This window comes from Actinoplanes sp. NPDC021490, assembly GCF_055562135.1.
The window spans coordinates 150,138-169,121 of the sequence record NZ_JBVHFW010000025.1 but is presented as its reverse complement, the minus strand read 5'-3'; the positions used below and the strand labels follow the sequence as shown (position 1 = coordinate 169,121).

Below are 18,984 nucleotides of genomic sequence, written 5' to 3'. Positions count from 1 at the left end.
TTTGGGGCCGCCCCGCGGCGCCGCGGCGCGGGGGGGCGCCCCGGCGCGGCGGGGGGTGTGGGGCCGCCCCGCCCCGCGGCCCGCCGGGGGCGCCCCACGGGGGCCGACCCCCCCGGGCCCCCGCCTGGTGGAAACATCAGGGGTAGGACACGACCTGGCGCGGGGTGGTGTTGCCGGCCGGGTTGGGGACGGAGCCGCCGGTGTCGTTGACGACGTTGGCGATGGTGCCGACGTCGCCGAGCGAGACGGTGAGGATGCTGCGGAGCCGGACGCCCGAGCGGTTGGGCACCTCGAAGGCCCGGTCCACCCTGACGCTGGGGTTGGCGTTGAAGAAGGCGTAGGAGCCGCCGCCCCAGAGCTCGTGGTCGGTCACGTTGTCGGCGACCTTGTAGGCGGCGTAACCGTTGCCTCGCGGTCCGATCCAGGCGGCCTGGTTGGGCACGTCGTACGGCTTCTCGTTCTGGAAGAAGATCGTCTTGCCGCGGTTGCCGTTCCAGATCACTTCGTACTTCTGGTAGTGCTCGACGAACAGGCCGGTGGCCAGCACGTCGTCGCCGTTCACGAGGAGGCCGGTGTCGCCGGTGTTCACCGTCCAGCCGGTCGGTGCGCCGCCGTGGTCGGCCCGCCACGCCCAGATGTGGTCGATGATCGTGTCGTCGCTGTGCACGGCGAGGGTGGTGGTGGCCTTGCCCTGGACGCTGCTGCCGATGCGGAAGAAGACGTCCTGCAGGCTGATCGGGTTGGCGGCGTGGTCGGTGTGGACACCGGCCCGGCCGACGCTCATCAACGTCGGGCTGTTCGTCGTCCCGGCGTCGAAGGTCAGGCCGCTGACCTTGACCCCGTCGACGTCGGCGACGTTCAGGGCCTCGACACCGCCCGTCGGGATCAGGGTCGGGAAGCCGATGCCGGTCACCACGGTGTTGGCCCGGGTGACCTTGATGGTCTCGTTCAGCGAGTAGGTGCCCGGGGTGAAGAACAGGTTCAGGCCCTGGGCGAGCGCGGAGTTGATCCGGGCGGCGCTGTCACTGGGCTTGGCCACGTAGAACTCCCGCATCGGGATCGACGTGCCGGCGGTGTTGGGCCAGTTGGCGCCGGCCGAGTTGCGCCGCAGAGCGGGCACGAAGACGCGGTACTTGCCGGCGCTGTCGACGTACAGGTAGGGCTTCTCCCGCGTGACGGGGGTGGTCGCCAGGGTGGTGTGCGGCGGGTTCGGGAAAGCGTTGGCCGGGCCGCCCTGAACACCGGAGAAGACCATGTTCCAGACGCCGCCCTCCCAGCGGCCGACCCGGCTGTCCCGGGTGTACCACTGCTGCTGGGAGCCGGAGGACACGGTGCCGTCGACCACGGAGTCGGCCAGGTAGCCACCGCTGGAGTAGCCCTGCCCGTTGTCCTGGTTCGACGGCGCCAGGGTCAGGTTGCCCTTGATGTGCACCCGGCGCATCGGGGCGGCCTGCGAGACGGCCCAGCGGTTGGTGCCGCCGTCGGGCACGATCGACAGGTTCTCCATGCTGCGCCAGAAGTTCTGGGTCGCGTTGCTCTCGTCGCCGTAGTTCCACCCGGAGTCGACGTTGACCGCACCGTTGATCGTCACGTCGTCGGGGTTCAGCCCGAGGCCGGCGACCGTGGTGTAGAAACCGACGTTGGCCCAGACCCGCCCGTACGTGCCCGGCTTGAACAGGAACACGTGGCGCTGGGTGCCGAACTGCGCGGTCGGGCTGCGCAGCTGAGCGTTGAACGCCTGGTCCACCGCGGACTGGATGGTCGACGCGGACGTGGACGGCTCGAAGACCCGCACGTTGGGACCCAGGTCGGGGGTGTCCGAGGTCGGCAGGGTCGGGGTGCCTGGGGTCGTCGGCGGGGTCGTCGGGGGTGTCGGCGTCGGGCTGGAGGCGTTCGTGAAGACCTGGAACTCCCAGAGCGAGTATCCGTACGGGGTGGCCCGGGTGGTGCCGTTCATCCGGACGTAGCGGCCGCTGCCGGACACGTTCAGCGTCTGGATGCCGGCCTTGCCCGCCGTCACGGGCGTGATGTTCGTCCAGGTGGCGCCGTCCGGGGAGGTCTGGATGGTGAACGCCGAGGCGTAGGCCGCCTCCCAGTTCAGGACGACCTGGCTGATCGGCTGGGTGCTGCCGAGGTCGACCCGCAGCCACTGCGGGTCGGCGAAGGTGCTCGACCAGCGGGTCGCGGCGTCACCGTCGACCGCGGCGGACGCGCTGAACGCGGCGCTCTCGACGGACGAGGCGGTGGCCGGCTTGCCCTGCGACAGCGGAATGTCCGCGGCGCTGGCCTCGGTGGCGACCGAAGCGACGGTGACGCCGAGGGCGGTGGCCAGAACCGCGCTCAGCACGATAAGCCCGCGGCGGCGTTTCGGCGACGGTGGGGAAATCAGTGTCGGAAGTGTCATGTGCCTACCTGTCGAACGTTTGCCACACGTCCATGGGGGACAGACGCGTGGCGTATCGGGGAGGAGTGCAGCAAAGACGATAGAGCGCTCTCCGGGTAGGGCAATGTTACGTCGCTGTTGCGGGACGTCAATGTCCCGGCAACAAAAGACCGACTGCTCGGGCAGACTTTGCCCTTTCAACCACTCTCCTTACTGTCGGTATTCGAATAGCCGCAGAAAAACCGCAAAACTGTTCTCGGGAAAACCGTTATCGCGCGCATTAAGTCTGATTCAGGCCGGTGCTTTCGCCGTCCTCCGCCGGCCGCCGTGCGGCATCAGGTAGTTGCGCCGGAGGTCGTGGCCGGCGGTGTCGTTGACGTCCGCCCGCAGCTGACTGTCCACGTCGGTGACCCCGGGGATCAGCGCGGTCAATCGGGCCGCGGCCAGGGCGGTCGTGCGGCGCGCGGTGTGCCCGGTCAGGGTCACGGCGCCGTCCTGCACGTCGACGTGCACCGCTCCGGGCCTAATGCGCAGCTCGTCGTTGAGGACCTGGTGCACCACATCGTCGCGGATGACCGCGTCCAGACGGTCGTGCACCTTGAACAGGTCCGAGCGGCTGACGATGCCCCGCAGCTTGTGGCCGGCGTCGACCACGAGCAGCCGGCCGACGGCGTACTTGTGCATCAACCGGGCGGCGGCCGTCAGCGACGCGTCCGCCCCGATCGTCATCGGGGGACCGGTCATGACCCCGGCCGCCGTGCCCTCGGGCCAGACCAGGCGCTTCGGAGCCACGCGATGCCACCATCGTCGTGGGCGGGCCGGCTCGGCGATCTCGATGATCTCGTGCAGATCACTCCAGGAGACCACTCCCAGCACGACGCCGAATTCATCGGCGATCGGCACCGCGCTGATCTCGCGGGTCCTGAGCAGAGTCACGAGCTCCGCAACCGGCGCATCACCGGAGGCGGTGATCACGTCGCTGGTCATGACGTCCTGAACGCGCCATTGCCGCATTTCGGTCCTTTCCTGGCACTGAAGGGCCCACCCGTACCGGTCCGGAGGTCAGGAGCGGCCGGCGCCGTGGCGGCTGCCGTGCGGTGGGTTCAGTTCCATTCTCGCTTCGTTCTCATTGCCAGGCGATGGCCACGAAGCACAGAGAACATGGCCTTGGCTTGCCGACGGTCGGCAAGGACGCTCGACGAAGCGGTGAGGGTCGGCGCTGGGGCTAGGCTGATCGCGAAGCTGCGGAAGCGGCGGACCGGGAGGCCGTACATGGACGTGCTGATGCCGGCGGCGTTCTTCGGGCACGGCAATCCGATGAACGCTCTCGAGGTGAACCGCTACACCACCGCCTGGCGGGTCTTCGGCGAATCAGTGCCGCGTCCGCGGGCGATTCTGGTGATCAGTGCCCATTGGTACACCAACGCCACCGCCGTCACGGCGATGCCCAGGCCTCGTACGATCCACGACTTCTACGGCTTTCCCCAGCAGCTCTTCGAGGTGCAGTATCCGGCGCCCGGGCTTCCCGAACTGGCCGCCGAGGTCAGCGATGTGGTCCACCCGACCTGGGTCGGCGCCGACATCGACAGCTGGGGCATCGACCACGGCACCTGGTCCGTGCTGACACACGCCTTTCCCGACGCCTCGATCCCGGTCGTGCAGCTCAGCATCAACGCGGACAAGCCGCTGGACTACCACCTCGAGCTGGGTGCGAAGCTGGCTCCGCTTCGCCGTCGCGGCGTCCTGATCGTCGCCAGCGGGAACGTGGTGCACAACCTGCGCGGGATGAATTGGAAACTCACCGACGACGGCTACGACTGGGCGCAACGTTTCGATGAGGACGCCAAGGCGCGCATGCTGACCGACCCGAGCGGGTTCGCGGCCCTCGACGCCCACCGGGACTACGGCAACGCCGTGCCCACCCCGGACCACTTCATCCCGGCTCTCTATCTGGCCGGCCTGGCGGCGACGTCCGACGACCCCGGCACCTCGGTTCTGGTCGACGGCTATGCCTACGGATCATTGTCGATGACGGCCTACACGCTCGGCTTGTCCTGCCCGGATGCCGCGGGTGAGGGCGGTTCGTCCCGGCCGCCGGACGACCTCCCACCGGACGGCTCCAACATCTGAATCGGTGGCGGGGTGTCTCAGGGGCGGCCGGAGAGCGGCTGTGCCGGCCAGTCGAGGGCTCGGGCTCCGAGCACCGCCGCCTGGAGGGTGAAACGGTGCGCCGGATCGGACGGGTCGTATCCGGTCAGGACCTTGACGCGGTCCAGCCGATAGGTCACGGCGCGCACCGACACATGAATGCGTTTGGCGGTCTCCGTCGCCACCGCGCCCGTCTCGAAGTACGCCTGCAAGGTGGTCAGCAGCGGCTCGGCACCCCCGCGGGCCTGTTCGAGCGGGCTGAGCACCGCGTGCACCAGTTCCACGATGGCCGGCTGATCGCGCAGCAACACCCGGTAGATGAGCAGCTCGCGAGCGTCGGCCACGGGCGTGTCGAGCCGGAGCCGGGTCGCCATCGACAGGGCCTCGCGAGCTTCCTCGTACGAGCGAGCGATGCCGTACAAGCCGGGATGGGGACGGCCGACCGCTATGCGCCACGGTTGCCCACGCGGCAGCCGGCGCAACTGGTCGTGCATCAACCTGCCCAGGTCGGATGGCGTCCCAGCCGGGACGACGGTGTCGGCGGGGGCCAGGACCACGAGAAGACCGTCCTTGGTCGCCACCAGCACGTCCCGGTCGCCGAGCCGATCGAAGATGACCGCCTCGAGTGCCGAGATGGCCGCCTCGGCGTCCGGCAGACGCTCACTGGCCGAGGCCAGGGCCACCTGATGCGACCGCGCCAGGTCGAGGCCGAACGGCTCGGCCCGGTCGACCAGCGCCCCCGGGTCGGAGTCACCGCGCAGCAGGTCGTCGACCAGTTCGCGGCGCAGCGCCTCCTCGCGGCGTACGAGATCGCGGCGGGCCGTCGCATACCCCTCGGCCAGGGTCGCCACCGCATCGTCGACCACGTGCAGCACCGCGGCGGCGGCCGCGCGTACGGCCTCGGGGTCACGGCTGCGCACGACGGCCGGAAGATCCTGCCAGAGCCGTCGCGCCGCCGACAGGTACAGCTGTACCGCACGGCCGGCCGAGACCCCTTGTTCGGCGGCGCGTCGCCCGAGGAGTTCGACGGCATCGAGTTCGGCCCTTTTCGGGCGCCGGCCGGTTATCGCCGCGTCGGCCAGCATGAGCAGGTAGTCGCCGAGCAATTCCACCGGGACGCCGCCCGCGTCCCGGCCGGCGTCCGCGGCGACGGCCGCAAGCCACTGGTCGTCCCGCTCACCGGAGGACGGATTCTCCACGGCCGGCCCTCGTCCCTCAGGTCAAACATCTCGGTCATATCCGTGCCGGAGAGCGGATGCTCGGGTACCCGCATGCTATCGCCCCGGCCGGCACGGCGGTGCTTCCGCCCGAAACGGCCGGAGCTCAGGCCACAGCGGGGTGGCGGAGCATCGACGCCGCCGCCAGGCCCGCGCCGTGCAGCGCGGCCGTGAGCGGTGTCGCGGCCCGGTGAACCGGCGCGCGCAGCCGGCTCGAGAGCCCGGCGGCCAGTCCGGGATCCAGGGCGCCGGCCCCGACCAGCAGAACACCACGCCGTATCGCCGCCGCGGTGTCCGGCGCGTGCCGACCGGCCCGCAGATTGTCCACGTGGCGGAGAACGCGTTTGCTGATCAGTTCCACGGTGTCGCCGTGGCCGAGATCGCGCAGGCCGACCTCGGTGCGGCGGGCCGTGACGACCCGGCCCTCGAGAAGCAGGGCGACCTCGGTCAGTTCGGCCCCGACATCGATGACCAGCAGAGTTCCCGCGGCCGCGCCGGAACCGATGGCGGCCGCGCGGACCGTGTCGATGAACAACACCTGCCGGGGCGCGAAGACCGCGTCGAGGACGCTTCGGTAGACGCGCTGCTCGGCCTCGGCCGACAGCACCGGGCGGCACGCCACGATGAGACCACCGGGCGGCACCGGCAACTCGTACCGGCGGGCGAGCGCCGACAGCAGCGTGACGCACTCGGCGACGTCGACGATGCGGCCGTGCCGGACCACCTTGCCCGCCGGAGCGCCGGCATCACCGCACGACGCGCGGACCGTCCCGCGACGAGCCGCCCACAGGCCGGTGTTCCAGCTGCCGAGGTCGACGGCCAGAGCTACCGGCGTACGGGAAGCCTCTGAAGTCATGGTTTCCACCGCTCACCCGTGGTGCTTCTGCTGGCACGGCACGCAGAACCGGGCGTGTGGCAGCGCCTCGAGCCGCTCGGACGGGATCGGGGCGTCACACTTCTCGCAGATCCCGTACGTTCCCTCGGCGATGCGCCGCAAAGCACTGCTGATCTGCTCCAGGCTCTGCCGGGTGGCGGCCAGCAGTGCCGCCCGGTTGTGCGCCTCGCCCGGGTCGCCGGCGATGGTGAGCTGCTTGAGCCGAGCGGTCTGCGCCTCGAACTCCTCGCTCAGCGACGTTCTCAACCCCGTGTAGCGGCCGTGGCCGGACAGTTCCGTGTCGACGCTCATCATCAGTCCCGTAGTTGTGGTGCCCGGATAAAGAAATCGGGCGAAGCTGAAGAGCTTCGCCCGGGTGTGTTCGCGGAGGTTCGACGACTTCATCGATCCCGGCGACGCTTCCGGCGGGGCCGGAAAGGCTCGGCGCTGAAGGGGTGTGTCCGGCCGACCCGGGAACGGACCAGTTCGGCGTCGTCGAACTCGAACCGGATGCGGTCGTCGACGTCCCGCACACCGGGCACGGCCGACGCCAGACGCGCGGCGATGTCCGCTGTGGAGCGCCGGCCCACGTCACCCGTCAGCACCGCTGTGCCGTCGCGCATGCGTACGCGGACCTGGCCGGAGGCGAACCACATGCGATGGCGCAACACCTCGTCGACCTTGCGCGCGATCCCGGTCTCGTCGTCGCGGTTCTTCACATCATCGGTTCGGCTTCGCACCACGGCACCTTCCCGGGCTGTCCCCAGCCCTGAATGTCGGCATCTCTTCACCCAAGCTTGGCCGGTGAAGAGGCCATCGACCACGGCGCGCGACGGCGATTAAAGTGCCGGTTGGTTGCCGACGGTCGGCAAGAAGGTGAGGATCGCCGGTCAGTCGGAGAGGTCGGGAAAGGTGCCGAAGGGGCCGACCGGGCCGCTGGACATCGTCAGCTCGATGACCCCCGCGGGAATGCTCGCGAACGGGGGCCCCGACGGCGGCCCGGCCGTGACACCCAGCGTGATGTGCGGGCGGAAATCCTGATCGACCTGACCCAGCGGCGGGTGCCCGAGGCGCCGGAACTCCTGGTGCAGGGCGTCCAGTTCCGGGCTCCGGATGATCTCCAGGCCGAAGTAGTGACCGCCGGTGGGGATGTAGTAGTCGCCGGGCGGAACCACCCTGTACAGCAGGCCGATGATCGTCGCCGGGAAGACCCGGCCGCGGTGGCGCGCGGTGGCCGCGACGATGCTTGCCGTCTGATCGGCGGCGCAGTCGACGTGCAGGACCGACACGTGCGGCGGTGCCTGGTCGCCGAGCAGCACGATCGGCTCGTGACCGTCCCCGATCTCGTGCGACAGCTCGATCAGCGACCGTGACACTTGCGCGCCGGGCCGCAGCACCACCCCGTACGCCATGGCCGTCCGCCCTTTCCTTCGCACCCGGAAACGATGCTTTCCCGGCTGCCGACGGGGGTAACCCTGTCGTCGCGGACGATCCGGGACGCCGTGAGATCGGAGAAGAGCACCATGAGCAGCAGCCGTACGGCGGACGTGCCGGGATTCGCCCGGCGGGACACCGAATCACGGGAGCTGATGGACGACCCCGGTTGCGACCCCGACCGGCTCGAACGCACCTACCGCCAGTTCACCGCGGTCAACCGGCTCGTCTCGGGCTGGCGGCGCCTCTACCGGCAACGGATCCGGCCGCGGCTGGACGCCCACCGGCCGACGACGCTGCTGGACATCGGCTTCGGCGGTGGTGACATCTCCCGCGCTCTGACCGGATGGGCGGCCCGCGACGGGCTTCTGCTCACCACGACAGCCATCGACCCGGACGCGCGGGCCGTGCGTCATGTGCTGCGGCTTCCCGATGCCGGAGTCCGCTTCGAACAGGCTTCGAGCGCCGACCTGGTCGCCCGCGGTGACCGGTACGACCTGGTGATCTCCAATCATCTGCTGCACCACCTCGACGCCGGGGAACTCGACGCCGTGCTGGCCGACAGCGTGGCCCTGTCCCGCCGCCTGGTCATCCACAACGACCTCGCCCGGGGTCGCGCCGGCTACGGCCTGTACGCCGCGGCCACCCTGCCGTTCGCCCGCCGCTCCTTCCTCCATCAGGACGGACTGCTGTCCATCCGCCGCAGCTACCGGCGGGCCGAACTGCAAGCCGCCGTCCCGCCGGGATGGCGGGTCACGCCGATGTTTCCGCAACGCCTGCTGCTCATCTGCGAGAGGGGCCATTGATGACCCGGACCCTGGTCACCGCGGCCGCGACGAGTTACGCGGTCAACGCCGCCTTCGGGGCCGCCGTCGCCGCGGGGGTGATCGACAACCGGCGCATCCGCTGGGTTCATCACGCTCTGTTCAGCGCGACGATGTCGCTCACCGTGGTCGCGGTCGCTGCCTGCGCGTTCGAGCGCCGGCCCGCCGGTCTCGCGCTGCTGCCGGCGCTCGGCCCGCTCACCGCCCTGCCGTACGCCGGGAGCCGGATTCGCCGGCATGCCGCCCTGGCCGGGTCGGCGGCGCCGGCGTACGCGGCCGCCCTGTTTTCCGTCTGGAGGAGTCACTGATGGAGTTTCTCGATGTGGTGCGTCGTCGCCGGACGACCAACGGCGCGTTCCTGCCCGACCCGGTCTCCGAGGAGCATCAGCGGCTCCTGATGGAGGTCGCCGGGCGGGCCCCGTCGCAGCTGAACAGCCAGCCATGGCGGTTCGTGATCGTGGAGGAACGCCCGACGATCGAGGCCATCGCCCGGATCAGCGGCGAGAGCATGACCGAAGCGATGTCCAACGGCACGTTCTTCGAGCGCTACAAGCCCTACTTCCGGTTCAGCAAGGAAGAGATGGAACGCCGGCGGGACGGCATGCTGTTCGACCGTCTGCCCGCGCCGCTGCGCCCGTTCACCAGCCAGGTGTTCACCAGCCGCGGCCAGAAGCTCATGAACGCCATGCGGGTGCCGCACAATCTGGGCGAGGAGAACCGCAAACTCGTCGCCGGCTCCCCGCTGCTGCTCGGCGTCATGCTCGACCGCTCCGAGTATCGGCCGGGCGAGCTGTCCTCGTTCTACTCGGTGTTCAGCATGGGCGCGGCCATGGAAAATCTGTGGCTGACCACGGTCGAACTCGGCATGGGCATCCAGTTCATCTCGTTCCCGATGGAGGTCCCCGGCCGCTGGGACGAGATCGTCGGCCTGCTCAAGGTGCCGGACGACCTCGAGCTGATGGCCGTGTACCGGCTCGGCTACCTGCCTGCCGAACAGCGCCGGCCCCCCATCGACTGGACCAGCGAGCAACGCCGGCTGCCGTCGCAGTACGTCTTCCGCGGCACTTGCGCGACCCCGCAGGAAGGCTGGGACGAGACCGCCGGACAAGGAGAACGATCAGGCCGGGCGTAGCCGCAGCGTGGCCGATCGAGGGCCCCACGATCGACCGCTGAATCGATCCACACCGTCGGATTTCTGGCCCGCTCGCGGCCGTCGCCGTTGGTACGCTGCGGAGACTCGAGGGGCGTGCCAGGAGGCCGGTTTGCGGGACGACGGCGAGGCGGAGCTTTTCGGGCGCGACCACGAGCAGGGCATGCTGGTGGAGGTCCTGGACGGCTGCCTGCGGTCGCACGGCTCCACTCTGGTGCTGCGTGGGGTCGCCGGGATCGGCAAGTCGGCGCTGTTGCGCCGGGCCGAGGCGCAGGCCCGGCAACGGGGCATGTCCGTGCTCGCCGTGACCACGGTGCCGACCGAGACGCAGCTGCCCTACGCCGGCATCGACCAGCTTCTGGGCACGCTGCTGGCCAACCAGCCGGCCGGGCCGCGCCGCATGTGGGAGGCGGCTCTCGGGCGTGCGGGTCCGTCCGGCAACCCGGCCGAGCGCTACCAACTGGCCCGCGCGGCCCTCAACGCCGTCACCACGGCCGCGGGCCGGGGGCGGGTGCTGATCGTCGACGACGCGCAATGGCTCGACCAGGAAAGCTGGGACATCCTCGCGTTCGTCGGGCGCCGGGTCGCCGATGACAAGGTCGGCCTGCTGGTGGGCATGCGCGACGGCGAGGAGTCCGCATCGCTGCTGGCCGGCTCCGGGCTGCCGGAGCACCAGCTCGAGCCCTTGTCCGCGGACGCTGCTCTCGCGCTGCTTCACACGGCCGCGCCCGGGTTGGCGCCGGCACTGACGCACCTCGTGCTGCGCGAGGCGGCGGGTAACCCGCTGGGCCTGGTCGAACTCGGTGTCGCCGCGAGCAGGCTGGCCGACAGCGACAGCGACCTGCTGGCGTCCGACCTTCCGCTCACCGAGCGTCTGGAACGCACGTACGCCCTGACGCTCTCGCGCCTGCCGATCCTGACCCGCTCCCTGGTCCTGATCGCCGCCTTCGACGACACTGTGGACCTGGGCGAGCTGCTGGCCGTCGCGCGGGCCCTGCACGGGCCGAACGTGGCCCTGGACGATTTCGAGCCGGCCATCGCCGCCGGGCTGCTCGTCGCCGACAAGGAGACCATGCGGTTCCGGCATCCGCTGATCCGGTGGACCGTCACCCGGTCGGTCTCCGCGCCGGTCCGGGTGGCCACGCATGCCGCCATCGCCGGTGTTCTGGACGGCCAGGAGGCCCGGCAGGTCTGGCATCTGGCCGCGGCCACGGTCGACACCGATGCCGAGGTGGCCGATCGGCTGGCCGGCCTGGCCGAGCGGGCGGACACGGCAGGATCGCTCGGCTCGGCCATGCGGGCCTGGGAGCGGTCGGCGCAGTTGTCACCGGAGGGGCCGCTGCGCACGCGGCGGCTCATGCGCGCCGCGCACGCCGGTCTGGAGTTCAGCCAGATCGCCAAGGTGCGGAGCATGCTCGAGGGCCTCGACGACGATCAGCTCAGCCCGGCCGGACGGACCGAACTGGAATGGCTGCGGCAGGTCTCGAACGGCTTCCAGTGGCCGTACGACCAGTCGTTCGCCCTGCTGGCCGGCATCGCGGCCCGGCTGCAGGCCGACGGCCGCACCGAGCTGGCGCTGCAGGGTCTGGCCACGATGAGCGCCCTCTGCTGGTGGGTCGACCTCGCCCCGCCCTCCCGGGAGCGGATCGTCCGGGTCGTCGAGGAGATGCGGCTGCCCGAATCGGACCCCCGCTACGTCAGCGTGATCGCCCTGGTCTCCCCGATCGAGCACGGGCGGGTGTCGATCGACCGGATGCGCCGCATCCTTCTCGCCCCCGTGCAGGACATCGTCGCGGCGCACCGGCTCGGCATCGCGGCCAGCGGGGTAGGCGACCTGCGATCGTCGCTGTCCTTCCTGCGGACCGCGCTCACCTCGATCCGGCGGCAGGGCCTGCTGACCCTGCTGCCGCAGGTGCTCGGCTCGCAGGCGACCGTCGCGGCGCTGCTCGGCGACGTCCGGCTCGCGCTGACCTCGGCCGAGGAGGTGCAACGGACGGCGCTGGAGACCAACCAGGCGACGTGGCATTTCCAGGGCGTGCTGTGGGCGGCCTTCGCCCGGGCGCTCAGCGGTGAGGCCGACGACGCGCCGGCCATGATGGACGAGATCGAGCGGCAGCTGCTGGCCGGGGGCGCCCGCTTCATGTTGTGCCAGGTCGCGCTGGTTCGCGGGGTTGCGCACCTCGCCGGCGGGCGTCCCTCGGCGGCGGTCGACGAGCTCGGCACCCTGTTCGATCCGGCCGACCTGCACTACCACGAGCACGTACGCCTGTGGGCCCTGCCGCATCTCGCCGAGGCGGCCGCCCTGTCCGGGCGTTACGACCGGCTCCGCACCGCCGCCGCCATCTGCGAGCCGATCGCGGACAAGGGCGGCTGGCCTCTGCTGCAGGCGAGCACCGCGTACGCGTCGGCGCTGCTGGCCCCGGACGATCAAGCCGACGCGGCGTTCGTCGCCGCGCTGCCCCGGATCCCGGCCGACTTCCCGTTCGAACGAGCCCGGCTCCAACTGGCGTACGGGGCCTGGTTGCGACGCCACCACCGGGTGGCCGACTCCCGCGGGCAGTTGCGCGCGGCTCAGCAGGTGTTCCAGGCGCTGGGCACCGAGCCGTGGGCGGAACGCGCTCGCCAAGAGCTTCGAGCGTCGGGCGAACGCTCACGCCGGTCACCGTCCGCGACCGTGACCCTGACGCCGCAGGAGCTGCAGATCGCCCATCTCGCCGCCTCCGGGCTGACCAACCCGGAGATCGCCGAACAGTTGTTCCTGGCCGCGAGCACGATCAGCACCCACCTGCACCGGGTCTACGCCAAGCTCGGCGTGACCGGGCGTAAGCAGCTCGCCCCAGCACTGTCCGGGGGCTGAGCCCCGGCAACTACACCACCTGATGTACGCGACAGCCCGGTCCGGACCGCCATCATGAGGCGCAAGGCATCAGCGCTTCCTCCTCCGTCCTGATCCGGAGAGGTCCATGACCCCGACCGTCGTCCTCGTCCACGGCGCCTTCGCCGACACCGGCAGCTGGGCGCCGGTCATCCAGCGTCTCGTCGCCGCGCGCGTCCCGGTGCGGGCCATCGTCAACCCTCTGCGGGGCATCGACGCCGACGCCGCCTATGTGGCCGGCGCCATCAGCCAGCTCCGCAGCCCGGTGCTCGCCGTGGGCCACTGCTACGGCGGCGCGACCATCACCAACGCCGTCCCGCGGATCACGAACGTCGTCGGCCTCGTCTATGTGGCGGCGTTCGCCCCGGACGAGGGGGAGACGCTGACCGAGATCGTGGCGAGGTCGGACGACAGCGTCCTGACGACCGCGGTGCAGCCCAGTCAGTATCCGACCGGCCCGGGCGCCACCGCGACCGAGCTCATCATCGATCCGGCGCGGTTCCGTGCGCTGTCCACCGCCGACCTGCCCCAGGAGGAGTCCGACGTGTATGCGCTGTCGCAACGGCCGATAGCGGCCGCTGCCTTCGAACAGCTCAACGGTCCCGCCGCGTGGAAGAGCCTGCCGGTGTGGGCGGCGGTCGGCACCGCCGACTACGTGGCCGGCAGCGACGTCGTCCGGCAGATGGCCCAGCGCGCCGGCGCCGCGATCACCGAGATCGACGGCTCGCACATCATCATGCTCTCCCAGCCGGCCGCGGTCACGGCGGTCATCCTGGAAGCTCTCGAGGCCGTCGGCCGGCCGGCGGGGCCAAGCGACTGTGGTCAGCGATGAGGGACGACTCCGGCGAGGTCGCGCGATCGGCGGCTGAACACGCGGCGTTGCGCCGGGTGGCCACGCTGGTGGCTCATGGGGCCGCTCCCGCGCGGGTGATCGAGGCGCTGGTGACCGAGATCGGCCGGTTGATGCCGGCGTCCGAGGCGGCTGTGGTGCGTCTGCACGACGACGAGACGGCCACGTTGATCGGCCGCTGGAACGTGTCCGCCGGATACCGCAGCCTCCAGGTCCGCCACCCGTTCGGATCCGGCACCCTGGCCCGGGCGATCTGGGACTCCGGACGTCCGGGCCGGGTCACGGCCTACGCGGACGCGTCCGGTCCGCTGGCCGGCATGATCCGCGGCTGGGGCTGGACGGCCTCGGCCGGTGCTCCGGTACTCGTCAACGACCAGGTGTGGGGGCTGACCGCCGTCGGTGCGACGAACGGCGAGCCGCTTGCCGCGGGCGCGGAGGACCTGCTGGCCGCGTTCACCGACCTGCTGGCCAGCGCGATCACCGCGGCCCGGAGCCGCAAGGAGATCGAACGGCTGGCCGCGGGGCTCGTCGCCGAGCAGGCCGCGCTGCGGCGGGTGGCCGAGATGGTGGCGCACGACGCCCCACCCGGCGAGGTACTCGACACGGTCGTCACCGAGGCGGCGAGCCTGGTCGGCGTCGCCTTCACCACGCTGCTGCGCTTCGAGTCCGATGGGGCGACCGAGGTCGTCGCGGTCCACGATCCGCCGGACGGCGTCGCGGTGGGCATGCGGGCTCCGGCCGGGGGCGACGGCGCCACCCAGCGGGTCTGGCGCACCGGGCGGCCGGCCCGCGCCGATCAGTTGCCGGACATGTCGGGGGCGTGGGCGCGGCTGGCGTCCGGTAGCGGGTTCCTGTCCAGCGCCGCCGCCCCGGTCCTGGCCGAGGACCGGTTGTGGGGCGTTCTGGTCGCGGCCGGGCGTGGTGTTCTGCCGCCTCACATCGAGGACAAGCTCGCCGGGTTCGCGGAGCTGGCCGGCACCGCGATCGTCAGCTCCCAGGCGCGCGCCGAGGTTCAGGCGCTCGCCGACGAACAGGCGGCCCTGCTGCGCGTCGCCGAACAGGTCGCCCGCGGCGAGCCCTCCGAGACGGTGTTCGCCGCCGTCGCCGCCGAGGCCCAGCAGCTCCTGGACGGCCAGCCGGTCACGCTCGTCCGCTACGAGCAGGACGAGTCCCTGGTCGTCGTCAGCCGGAGTGGTGGGCCCGCCGCGCCCGGAACACGCATCGCTTATGAGCCCGGGTCGATGCCGGACCGCGTACGGCGCTCGGCGGACACGGTCCGGGTGGACGACTACAGCACCGAACCCAACGCCGCCCGCGCCCGTCAGTACGGTCTGGTCGCCGCCGTCGCCGCGCCGATCGCGGTGGAGAGCCACATCTGGGGCACGCTCACCGCCACCTCGGCCGACGGACCGGTGGCCCGCGGCACCGAACAACGCCTGCAGCGGTTCGCCCACCTCGTCGGCACCGCGGTGAGCAACGCGACCAGCCGGGCTCAGCTCATCGCCTCCCGGGCCCGCGTACTGTCGACGGCCGACGAGACCCGTCGCCGGCTGCAGCGCGACGTGCATGACGGCGCCCAGCAACGCCTCGTGCACACCCTTATCACGCTCAAACTCGCGCGGCACGCGCTCGCTCAAGGTGACATGCCGACCGCTACTGATCATGTCGAGGAGGCGCTCAAGCACGCCCACCGGGCCACCGACGAACTACGGGAGATCGTCAGCGGGATCCTTCCGGCGGCGCTGACGCGTAGCGGCCTGCGTGGCGGCGTGGAGTCGCTGCTGGCCGACCAGCCGCTGCCGGTCGACGCGGTCGTCGACGTGCCGCGGATGGCCGTGGAGGTGGAGACCACGGCGTACTTCATCATCGCCGAGGCGCTCACCAACGTGGTCAAGCACGCCCAGGCCGGTCGGGCCTGGGTTCGCGCCGGCCTCAGCGACGGCGCGTTGAGCATCGAGGTGGGCGACGACGGCACGGGTGGTGCCCGCCCCGCCGACGGCTCCGGCCTGACCGGCTTGTTCGACCGGGTCGAGGCGTGTGGTGGTCGGCTCCGGCTCACCAGCCTGGCCGGGCAGGGCACGACGATCGAGGCGACGCTGCCGGCCGGCGCACCGCCCGATCATCCCGTGCCGGTCACGCCACGCTGATCACTCAGCCGGGGGGAGAGGCAGCACCGCCCGCAATGTCGTGCCCGCGGCGGTGCTGGTCAGCGTGAGGTTGCCGTTCAGGGCGTCGACCCGGTCGGACAGGCCGGTCAGGCCCGAGCCGCGGCTGGGGCCGGCACCCCCGGCCCCGTCGTCGGCGACCTCGACCACCAGCTCGCCGGCAACCTCGGCGACCGTCACCCGCGCCCGGGTGGCTCTCGCGTGCTTGACGACGTTGGTCAACGCCTCGGCGACGACGAAGTACGCGGTCACTTCGACATCGCCCGGCAGCCGTTCCTGCGGCGTGGCGGTCAGGTCGACGTCCACGGGGATTGCGGCTGCGGTGACCAGCGAGTCGATCCCGGCGCGCAGGCCACCGCGGGCCAGCGCGGGCGGAAGGATCCCGTGCACGATGTCGCGCAGCTCCACCGTGGCGCGCTCGGCGTGCTCGAGCGCTTCCCGCATGAGCTCGACGGCGTCCTCACCCCGGTCCGCCGCGCGGAGACCGAGCTTCAGGGACAGGACGGTCTGGACGAGCCGCTGCTGGGCGCCGTCGTGCACGTCGCGCTGCAACCGCTGGCGCACCTCATCGGTCGTGGCCACCACCCGCGCCCGGGAGGCCCGCAGTTTCTCCTTGTTCTCGGCGTTCGCGATGGCGGCCGCGGCCAGCTCGGCGAACTCGGCCAGCCGGCCCTCGGCGTCGACCGGCGGCTCATCCCGCGTGGTGGTCGACAGCGCGCCCCACAACTGCCCCTCGACCACGATGGGCACGGCGACCAGGGCCCCGGCCGGACTCGAGTACCGCAGCGGCCGCCGGGCCCGCATCACCCGGGCGCCGGTCGAGTCTCCATCGGCCCGGCACTGCGCGCCCACCGGCACGAGGCTGCGGCATGTGGCGACGACCGTGCAGGAGGTGCTGTCGTACCGGAAGAGTTCGGCGGCCGATCCACCCAGGACGTTCGAGGCCTCGGTCGCGGCGGCGCCGAACACCTCGTCGAGCCCGGCTCCCCGGGCGACCAGCTCGGCCACCCGGCGCAGGGCCGCCTGCCGGGCCGCGAAACTCGCCAGCGCGGCGTGCGCCTCGACGTTGGCCAGGGCCGACGCGACCAGCTCGGCGAACTTGCCGAGGCGCTCCTCCGTGCTCGCCGGCAGCCGCCGGCCCTCGTTGACGATGCCGAGGGCGCCCCAAAGGCGGCCGTTGACGATGATGGGGACCGAGACGCTCGACCCGACCCCGAACTCCCGGCTGTAGTAGCTGCGGTCGGGGAAGGCGTCGTAGTTGTCCAGCCGGGCGGGCTTCAGCGTTCGCATCATCTCGTTCGAGGTGCCGCCGTCGTCGACCGGAACCGTGTACCGGGTGCCGACCGGCGCGGGACCGTTGCGGTGGGCGAGCACCGTGAAGGTCCGGTCGCCCTCGTAACGGACCAGCGTGGTCGCCTCGTTGTCGGTGAGGCGGGCCGCCTCCACGGCGACGGCCTCGAAGATCTCCGCCTCACCGGCCCGGTGCGCCACCAGCGCCGCCACCCGGAGCAGGGCGGCCTGCTCGTCGGCCAGGGCGCGGAAGCTCTCGCGGGCCGCCGCGCTCACGACGGCCGCCGCCACGATCTCGGCCAGCACCGCGAGGCGGTCCTCGGTGCCGGCCGGCAGCGGATCGGCCCTCGAGCTCACGCTCAGCGCACCCCAGAGACTCCCCTCCACGGTCACCGGAACGGCCACGACCGCCCGCACCCCGAGATCGTTCGCCGTCGCGGCCTCGACCACGCCGGTGTAGTCGTCGATACGCTCGGCGCGGCCCGATCGCCACATGCGGTCGGCCACGCCGTCGCCGCCCAGGTGAAGCCGTGCGCCGACGGCGACATGACCGCCGGTCTGGGCCACGACCACCGACTCGGTTCCGCCGCCCTCGAACTTCGTCAGCGCGATCAGGGCCCCGCCCAGCAGTGCCGAAGCCTCGCCGGTGACCGCCTCGAACACCGTCCGGGGCGGTGCGCCGGAGGCCGCGATCGAGGTGACACGGCGTACCCCGTCCAGGCTCATCGCCGGCGGTCGTCCGCGCGCAGGAAGGTCAGGACGGCCTGGACGCGGCGATGCTCGCTGTCCGTCGGGGCGATGTGCAGCTTGCGGAAGATGGCCGTCACATGCTTCTCGACGGAGGCGGAACTGATCAGCAGGCTCTGCGCTATGCCCGAATTGGACATCCCCTCGGCCATGGCCGCGAGCACAGCCAGCTCACGAGCGGTCAGCAGTTGCAGGGGGCCCTCCTTGGTGCGGCGCCCGAGCATGCGGACGACCACCTCGGGATCGAGCGCGCTGCCACCGGCCGCTACCCGCCGGACCGCGTCGAGGAACGCCGACACGTCCCCCACCCGCTCCTTGAGCAGGTATCCGACTCCCTCGGGCCGGTCGCCGACCAGATCCATCACGTAAGCGGGCTCGCAGAACTGGGACAGGATCAGCACACCGGTCCGCGGGGAGCGGCGGCGCAGCTCCATGGCCGCCCGCAGGCCGTCGTCCTCGCGCCGCGGCGGCATCTGCACGTCGGTGACGACGACGTCGGGGCGGTAGGCCAGCGCACGTTGAAGCAGGTCGTCGGCATCGCCGGACTGGGAGACGACCTCGATCCCGGCGCCGGTGAGGATCCGGGCGATGCCCTCGCGGAGCAGGACGTCGTCCTCCCCGATCGCCACCCGCAGCGGGCGGCCGGCGTCAGCGGCGGTCATCGGCCCGGTCCTCGAGGAGTCGTTGCAGCTCGGGGCTCGACAGCTCGTCCTTGGGGAAGAAGCCGATCGCCCCGGCCCGTTCGGCGGCGGCGATGTTCGACGGATCGGCGTCCGACGAGAAGATCACCACGCGCATGGCCCACGGCCGGGCCCGCAGTTGTCGCGTGAGGGAGAACCCGTCGCCGTCCGGCAGTCCGATATCGACCAGCACGATGCCGGGACGCCGGGCGTCCGCGTAGGCGAGCGCCTCGGCGACCGAGCCGGCCTCGCCGATCACCCCGTGCCCCCAGCTTCGCAAGATGCGCACCACCAGCCCCCGGACAGACGTGTCGTCATCGACGACCAGGATCGAGTCCGGCATTGAT

Annotated in this window: 17 protein-coding genes; 7 read left to right on the top strand and 10 right to left on the bottom strand. The window is 71.4% G+C overall.

Annotation, left to right across the window (positions count from 1 at the left end):
* Nucleotides 1-136: 136 nt before the first annotated feature.
* Nucleotides 137-2,404, bottom strand: a complete 2,268-nt coding sequence (locus tag ACZ3I4_RS44485; protein WP_465388201.1) for a galactose-binding domain-containing protein — start codon at nt 2,402-2,404, stop codon at nt 137-139.
* Nucleotides 2,405-2,674: 270 nt separating this feature from the next.
* A complete protein-coding gene (locus ACZ3I4_RS44480; RefSeq protein ID WP_465388200.1) occupies nt 2,675-3,397 on the bottom strand; it encodes a CBS domain-containing protein in 723 nt (240 codons plus the stop codon).
* Nucleotides 3,398-3,655: 258 nt separating this feature from the next.
* Here ACZ3I4_RS44480 and ygiD point away from each other — a divergent pair, with 258 nt between their 5' ends.
* A complete protein-coding gene (gene ygiD, locus ACZ3I4_RS44475) occupies nt 3,656-4,513 on the top strand; it encodes a 4,5-DOPA-extradiol-dioxygenase (RefSeq protein ID WP_465388199.1) in 858 nt (285 codons plus the stop codon).
* A 17-nt stretch (nt 4,514-4,530) separates the two neighbouring features.
* Here the strand turns inward: ygiD and ACZ3I4_RS44470 are convergent, their stop codons facing one another.
* From ACZ3I4_RS44470 to ACZ3I4_RS44450, 5 genes are all read right to left on the bottom strand, one after another.
* Nucleotides 4,531-5,730 (bottom strand): PucR family transcriptional regulator, encoded by a 1,200-nt coding sequence (locus ACZ3I4_RS44470; RefSeq protein ID WP_465388198.1) that lies wholly within the window; start codon nt 5,728-5,730, stop codon nt 4,531-4,533.
* Nucleotides 5,731-5,854: 124 nt separating this feature from the next.
* Nucleotides 5,855-6,604, bottom strand: a complete 750-nt coding sequence (locus ACZ3I4_RS44465) for a rod shape-determining protein (RefSeq protein WP_465388197.1) — start codon at nt 6,602-6,604, stop codon at nt 5,855-5,857.
* A gap of 12 nt (nt 6,605-6,616) precedes the next feature.
* Nucleotides 6,617-6,934 carry a TraR/DksA family transcriptional regulator gene (locus ACZ3I4_RS44460; RefSeq protein ID WP_465388196.1) on the bottom strand — a complete coding sequence of 106 codons (318 nt, stop codon included), beginning with the start codon at nt 6,932-6,934 and terminating at the stop codon, nt 6,617-6,619.
* A gap of 89 nt (nt 6,935-7,023) precedes the next feature.
* Entirely contained in the window at nt 7,024-7,362 is a 339-nt protein-coding gene (locus tag ACZ3I4_RS44455; protein ID WP_465388195.1) for a BON domain-containing protein, read from the bottom strand.
* Nucleotides 7,363-7,512: 150 nt separating this feature from the next.
* Nucleotides 7,513-8,058 (bottom strand): 2'-5' RNA ligase family protein, encoded by a 546-nt coding sequence (locus ACZ3I4_RS44450; protein ID WP_465388194.1) that lies wholly within the window; start codon nt 8,056-8,058, stop codon nt 7,513-7,515.
* Nucleotides 8,059-8,145: 87 nt separating this feature from the next.
* Here ACZ3I4_RS44450 and ACZ3I4_RS44445 point away from each other — a divergent pair, with 87 nt between their 5' ends.
* The 6 genes from ACZ3I4_RS44445 to ACZ3I4_RS44420 all read left to right on the top strand — a co-directional run bounded on the left by ACZ3I4_RS44445 (nt 8,146) and on the right by ACZ3I4_RS44420 (nt 15,902).
* Nucleotides 8,146-8,862, top strand: coding sequence for a class I SAM-dependent methyltransferase (locus tag ACZ3I4_RS44445; protein ID WP_465388193.1), 717 nt, complete (start codon nt 8,146-8,148; stop codon nt 8,860-8,862).
* On the top strand, nt 8,862-9,188 hold the full coding sequence (locus ACZ3I4_RS44440) for a hypothetical protein (RefSeq protein ID WP_465388192.1): 327 nt from the start codon (nt 8,862-8,864) through the stop codon (nt 9,186-9,188). Before ACZ3I4_RS44445 ends, ACZ3I4_RS44440 begins: the two co-directional genes overlap by 1 nt.
* Nucleotides 9,188-10,012 (top strand): nitroreductase family protein, encoded by an 825-nt coding sequence (locus tag ACZ3I4_RS44435; RefSeq protein WP_465388191.1) that lies wholly within the window; start codon nt 9,188-9,190, stop codon nt 10,010-10,012. The genes ACZ3I4_RS44440 and ACZ3I4_RS44435 overlap by 1 nt, the downstream gene beginning before the upstream one ends.
* Nucleotides 10,013-10,142: 130 nt before the next feature.
* A complete protein-coding gene (locus tag ACZ3I4_RS44430; RefSeq protein ID WP_465388190.1) occupies nt 10,143-12,887 on the top strand; it encodes an AAA family ATPase in 2,745 nt (914 codons plus the stop codon).
* 106 nt (nt 12,888-12,993) lie between these two features.
* Entirely contained in the window at nt 12,994-13,737 is a 744-nt protein-coding gene (locus tag ACZ3I4_RS44425; protein WP_465388189.1) for an alpha/beta fold hydrolase, read from the top strand.
* On the top strand, nt 13,734-15,902 hold the full coding sequence (locus ACZ3I4_RS44420; RefSeq protein WP_465388188.1) for a GAF domain-containing sensor histidine kinase: 2,169 nt from the start codon (nt 13,734-13,736) through the stop codon (nt 15,900-15,902). Before ACZ3I4_RS44425 ends, ACZ3I4_RS44420 begins: the two co-directional genes overlap by 4 nt.
* Here ACZ3I4_RS44420 and ACZ3I4_RS44415 read toward each other — a convergent pair whose 3' ends face one another.
* From ACZ3I4_RS44415 to ACZ3I4_RS44405, 3 genes are read right to left on the bottom strand one after another with little or no spacing between them, the layout of a single operon-like run.
* Nucleotides 15,903-17,936 carry a GAF domain-containing sensor histidine kinase gene (locus ACZ3I4_RS44415; RefSeq protein ID WP_465388187.1) on the bottom strand — a complete coding sequence of 678 codons (2,034 nt, stop codon included), beginning with the start codon at nt 17,934-17,936 and terminating at the stop codon, nt 15,903-15,905.
* Nucleotides 17,933-18,619 carry a response regulator transcription factor gene (locus ACZ3I4_RS44410; RefSeq protein WP_465388186.1) on the bottom strand — a complete coding sequence of 229 codons (687 nt, stop codon included), beginning with the start codon at nt 18,617-18,619 and terminating at the stop codon, nt 17,933-17,935. Before ACZ3I4_RS44410 ends, ACZ3I4_RS44415 begins: the two co-directional genes overlap by 4 nt.
* A complete protein-coding gene (locus tag ACZ3I4_RS44405) occupies nt 18,606-18,980 on the bottom strand; it encodes a response regulator (protein ID WP_465388185.1) in 375 nt (124 codons plus the stop codon). Before ACZ3I4_RS44405 ends, ACZ3I4_RS44410 begins: the two co-directional genes overlap by 14 nt.
* Between the last annotated feature and the right edge of the window lie 4 nt (nt 18,981-18,984).

Bases quoted from the DNA above. Each gene is read 5' to 3' on its own strand.
- ACZ3I4_RS44480 (WP_465388200.1), bottom strand. From the start codon at position 3,397: ATGCGGCAATGGCGCGTTCAGGACGTCATGACCAGCGACGTGATCACC.
- ACZ3I4_RS44485 (WP_465388201.1), bottom strand. From the start codon at position 2,404: ATGACACTTCCGACACTGATTTCCCCACCGTCGCCGAAACGCCGCCGC.
- ACZ3I4_RS44410 (WP_465388186.1), bottom strand. From the start codon at position 18,619: ATGACCGCCGCTGACGCCGGCCGCCCGCTGCGGGTGGCGATCGGGGAG.
- ACZ3I4_RS44435 (WP_465388191.1), top strand. From the start codon at position 9,188: ATGGAGTTTCTCGATGTGGTGCGTCGTCGCCGGACGACCAACGGCGCG.
- ACZ3I4_RS44440 (WP_465388192.1), top strand. From the start codon at position 8,862: ATGACCCGGACCCTGGTCACCGCGGCCGCGACGAGTTACGCGGTCAAC.
- ACZ3I4_RS44460 (WP_465388196.1), bottom strand. From the start codon at position 6,934: ATGAGCGTCGACACGGAACTGTCCGGCCACGGCCGCTACACGGGGTTG.
- ACZ3I4_RS44405 (WP_465388185.1), bottom strand. From the start codon at position 18,980: ATGCCGGACTCGATCCTGGTCGTCGATGACGACACGTCTGTCCGGGGG.
- ACZ3I4_RS44425 (WP_465388189.1), top strand. From the start codon at position 12,994: ATGACCCCGACCGTCGTCCTCGTCCACGGCGCCTTCGCCGACACCGGC.
- ACZ3I4_RS44445 (WP_465388193.1), top strand. From the start codon at position 8,146: ATGAGCAGCAGCCGTACGGCGGACGTGCCGGGATTCGCCCGGCGGGAC.
- ACZ3I4_RS44465 (WP_465388197.1), bottom strand. From the start codon at position 6,604: ATGACTTCAGAGGCTTCCCGTACGCCGGTAGCTCTGGCCGTCGACCTC.
- ygiD (WP_465388199.1), top strand. From the start codon at position 3,656: ATGGACGTGCTGATGCCGGCGGCGTTCTTCGGGCACGGCAATCCGATG.
- ACZ3I4_RS44415 (WP_465388187.1), bottom strand. From the start codon at position 17,936: ATGAGCCTGGACGGGGTACGCCGTGTCACCTCGATCGCGGCCTCCGGC.
- ACZ3I4_RS44420 (WP_465388188.1), top strand. From the start codon at position 13,734: ATGAGGGACGACTCCGGCGAGGTCGCGCGATCGGCGGCTGAACACGCG.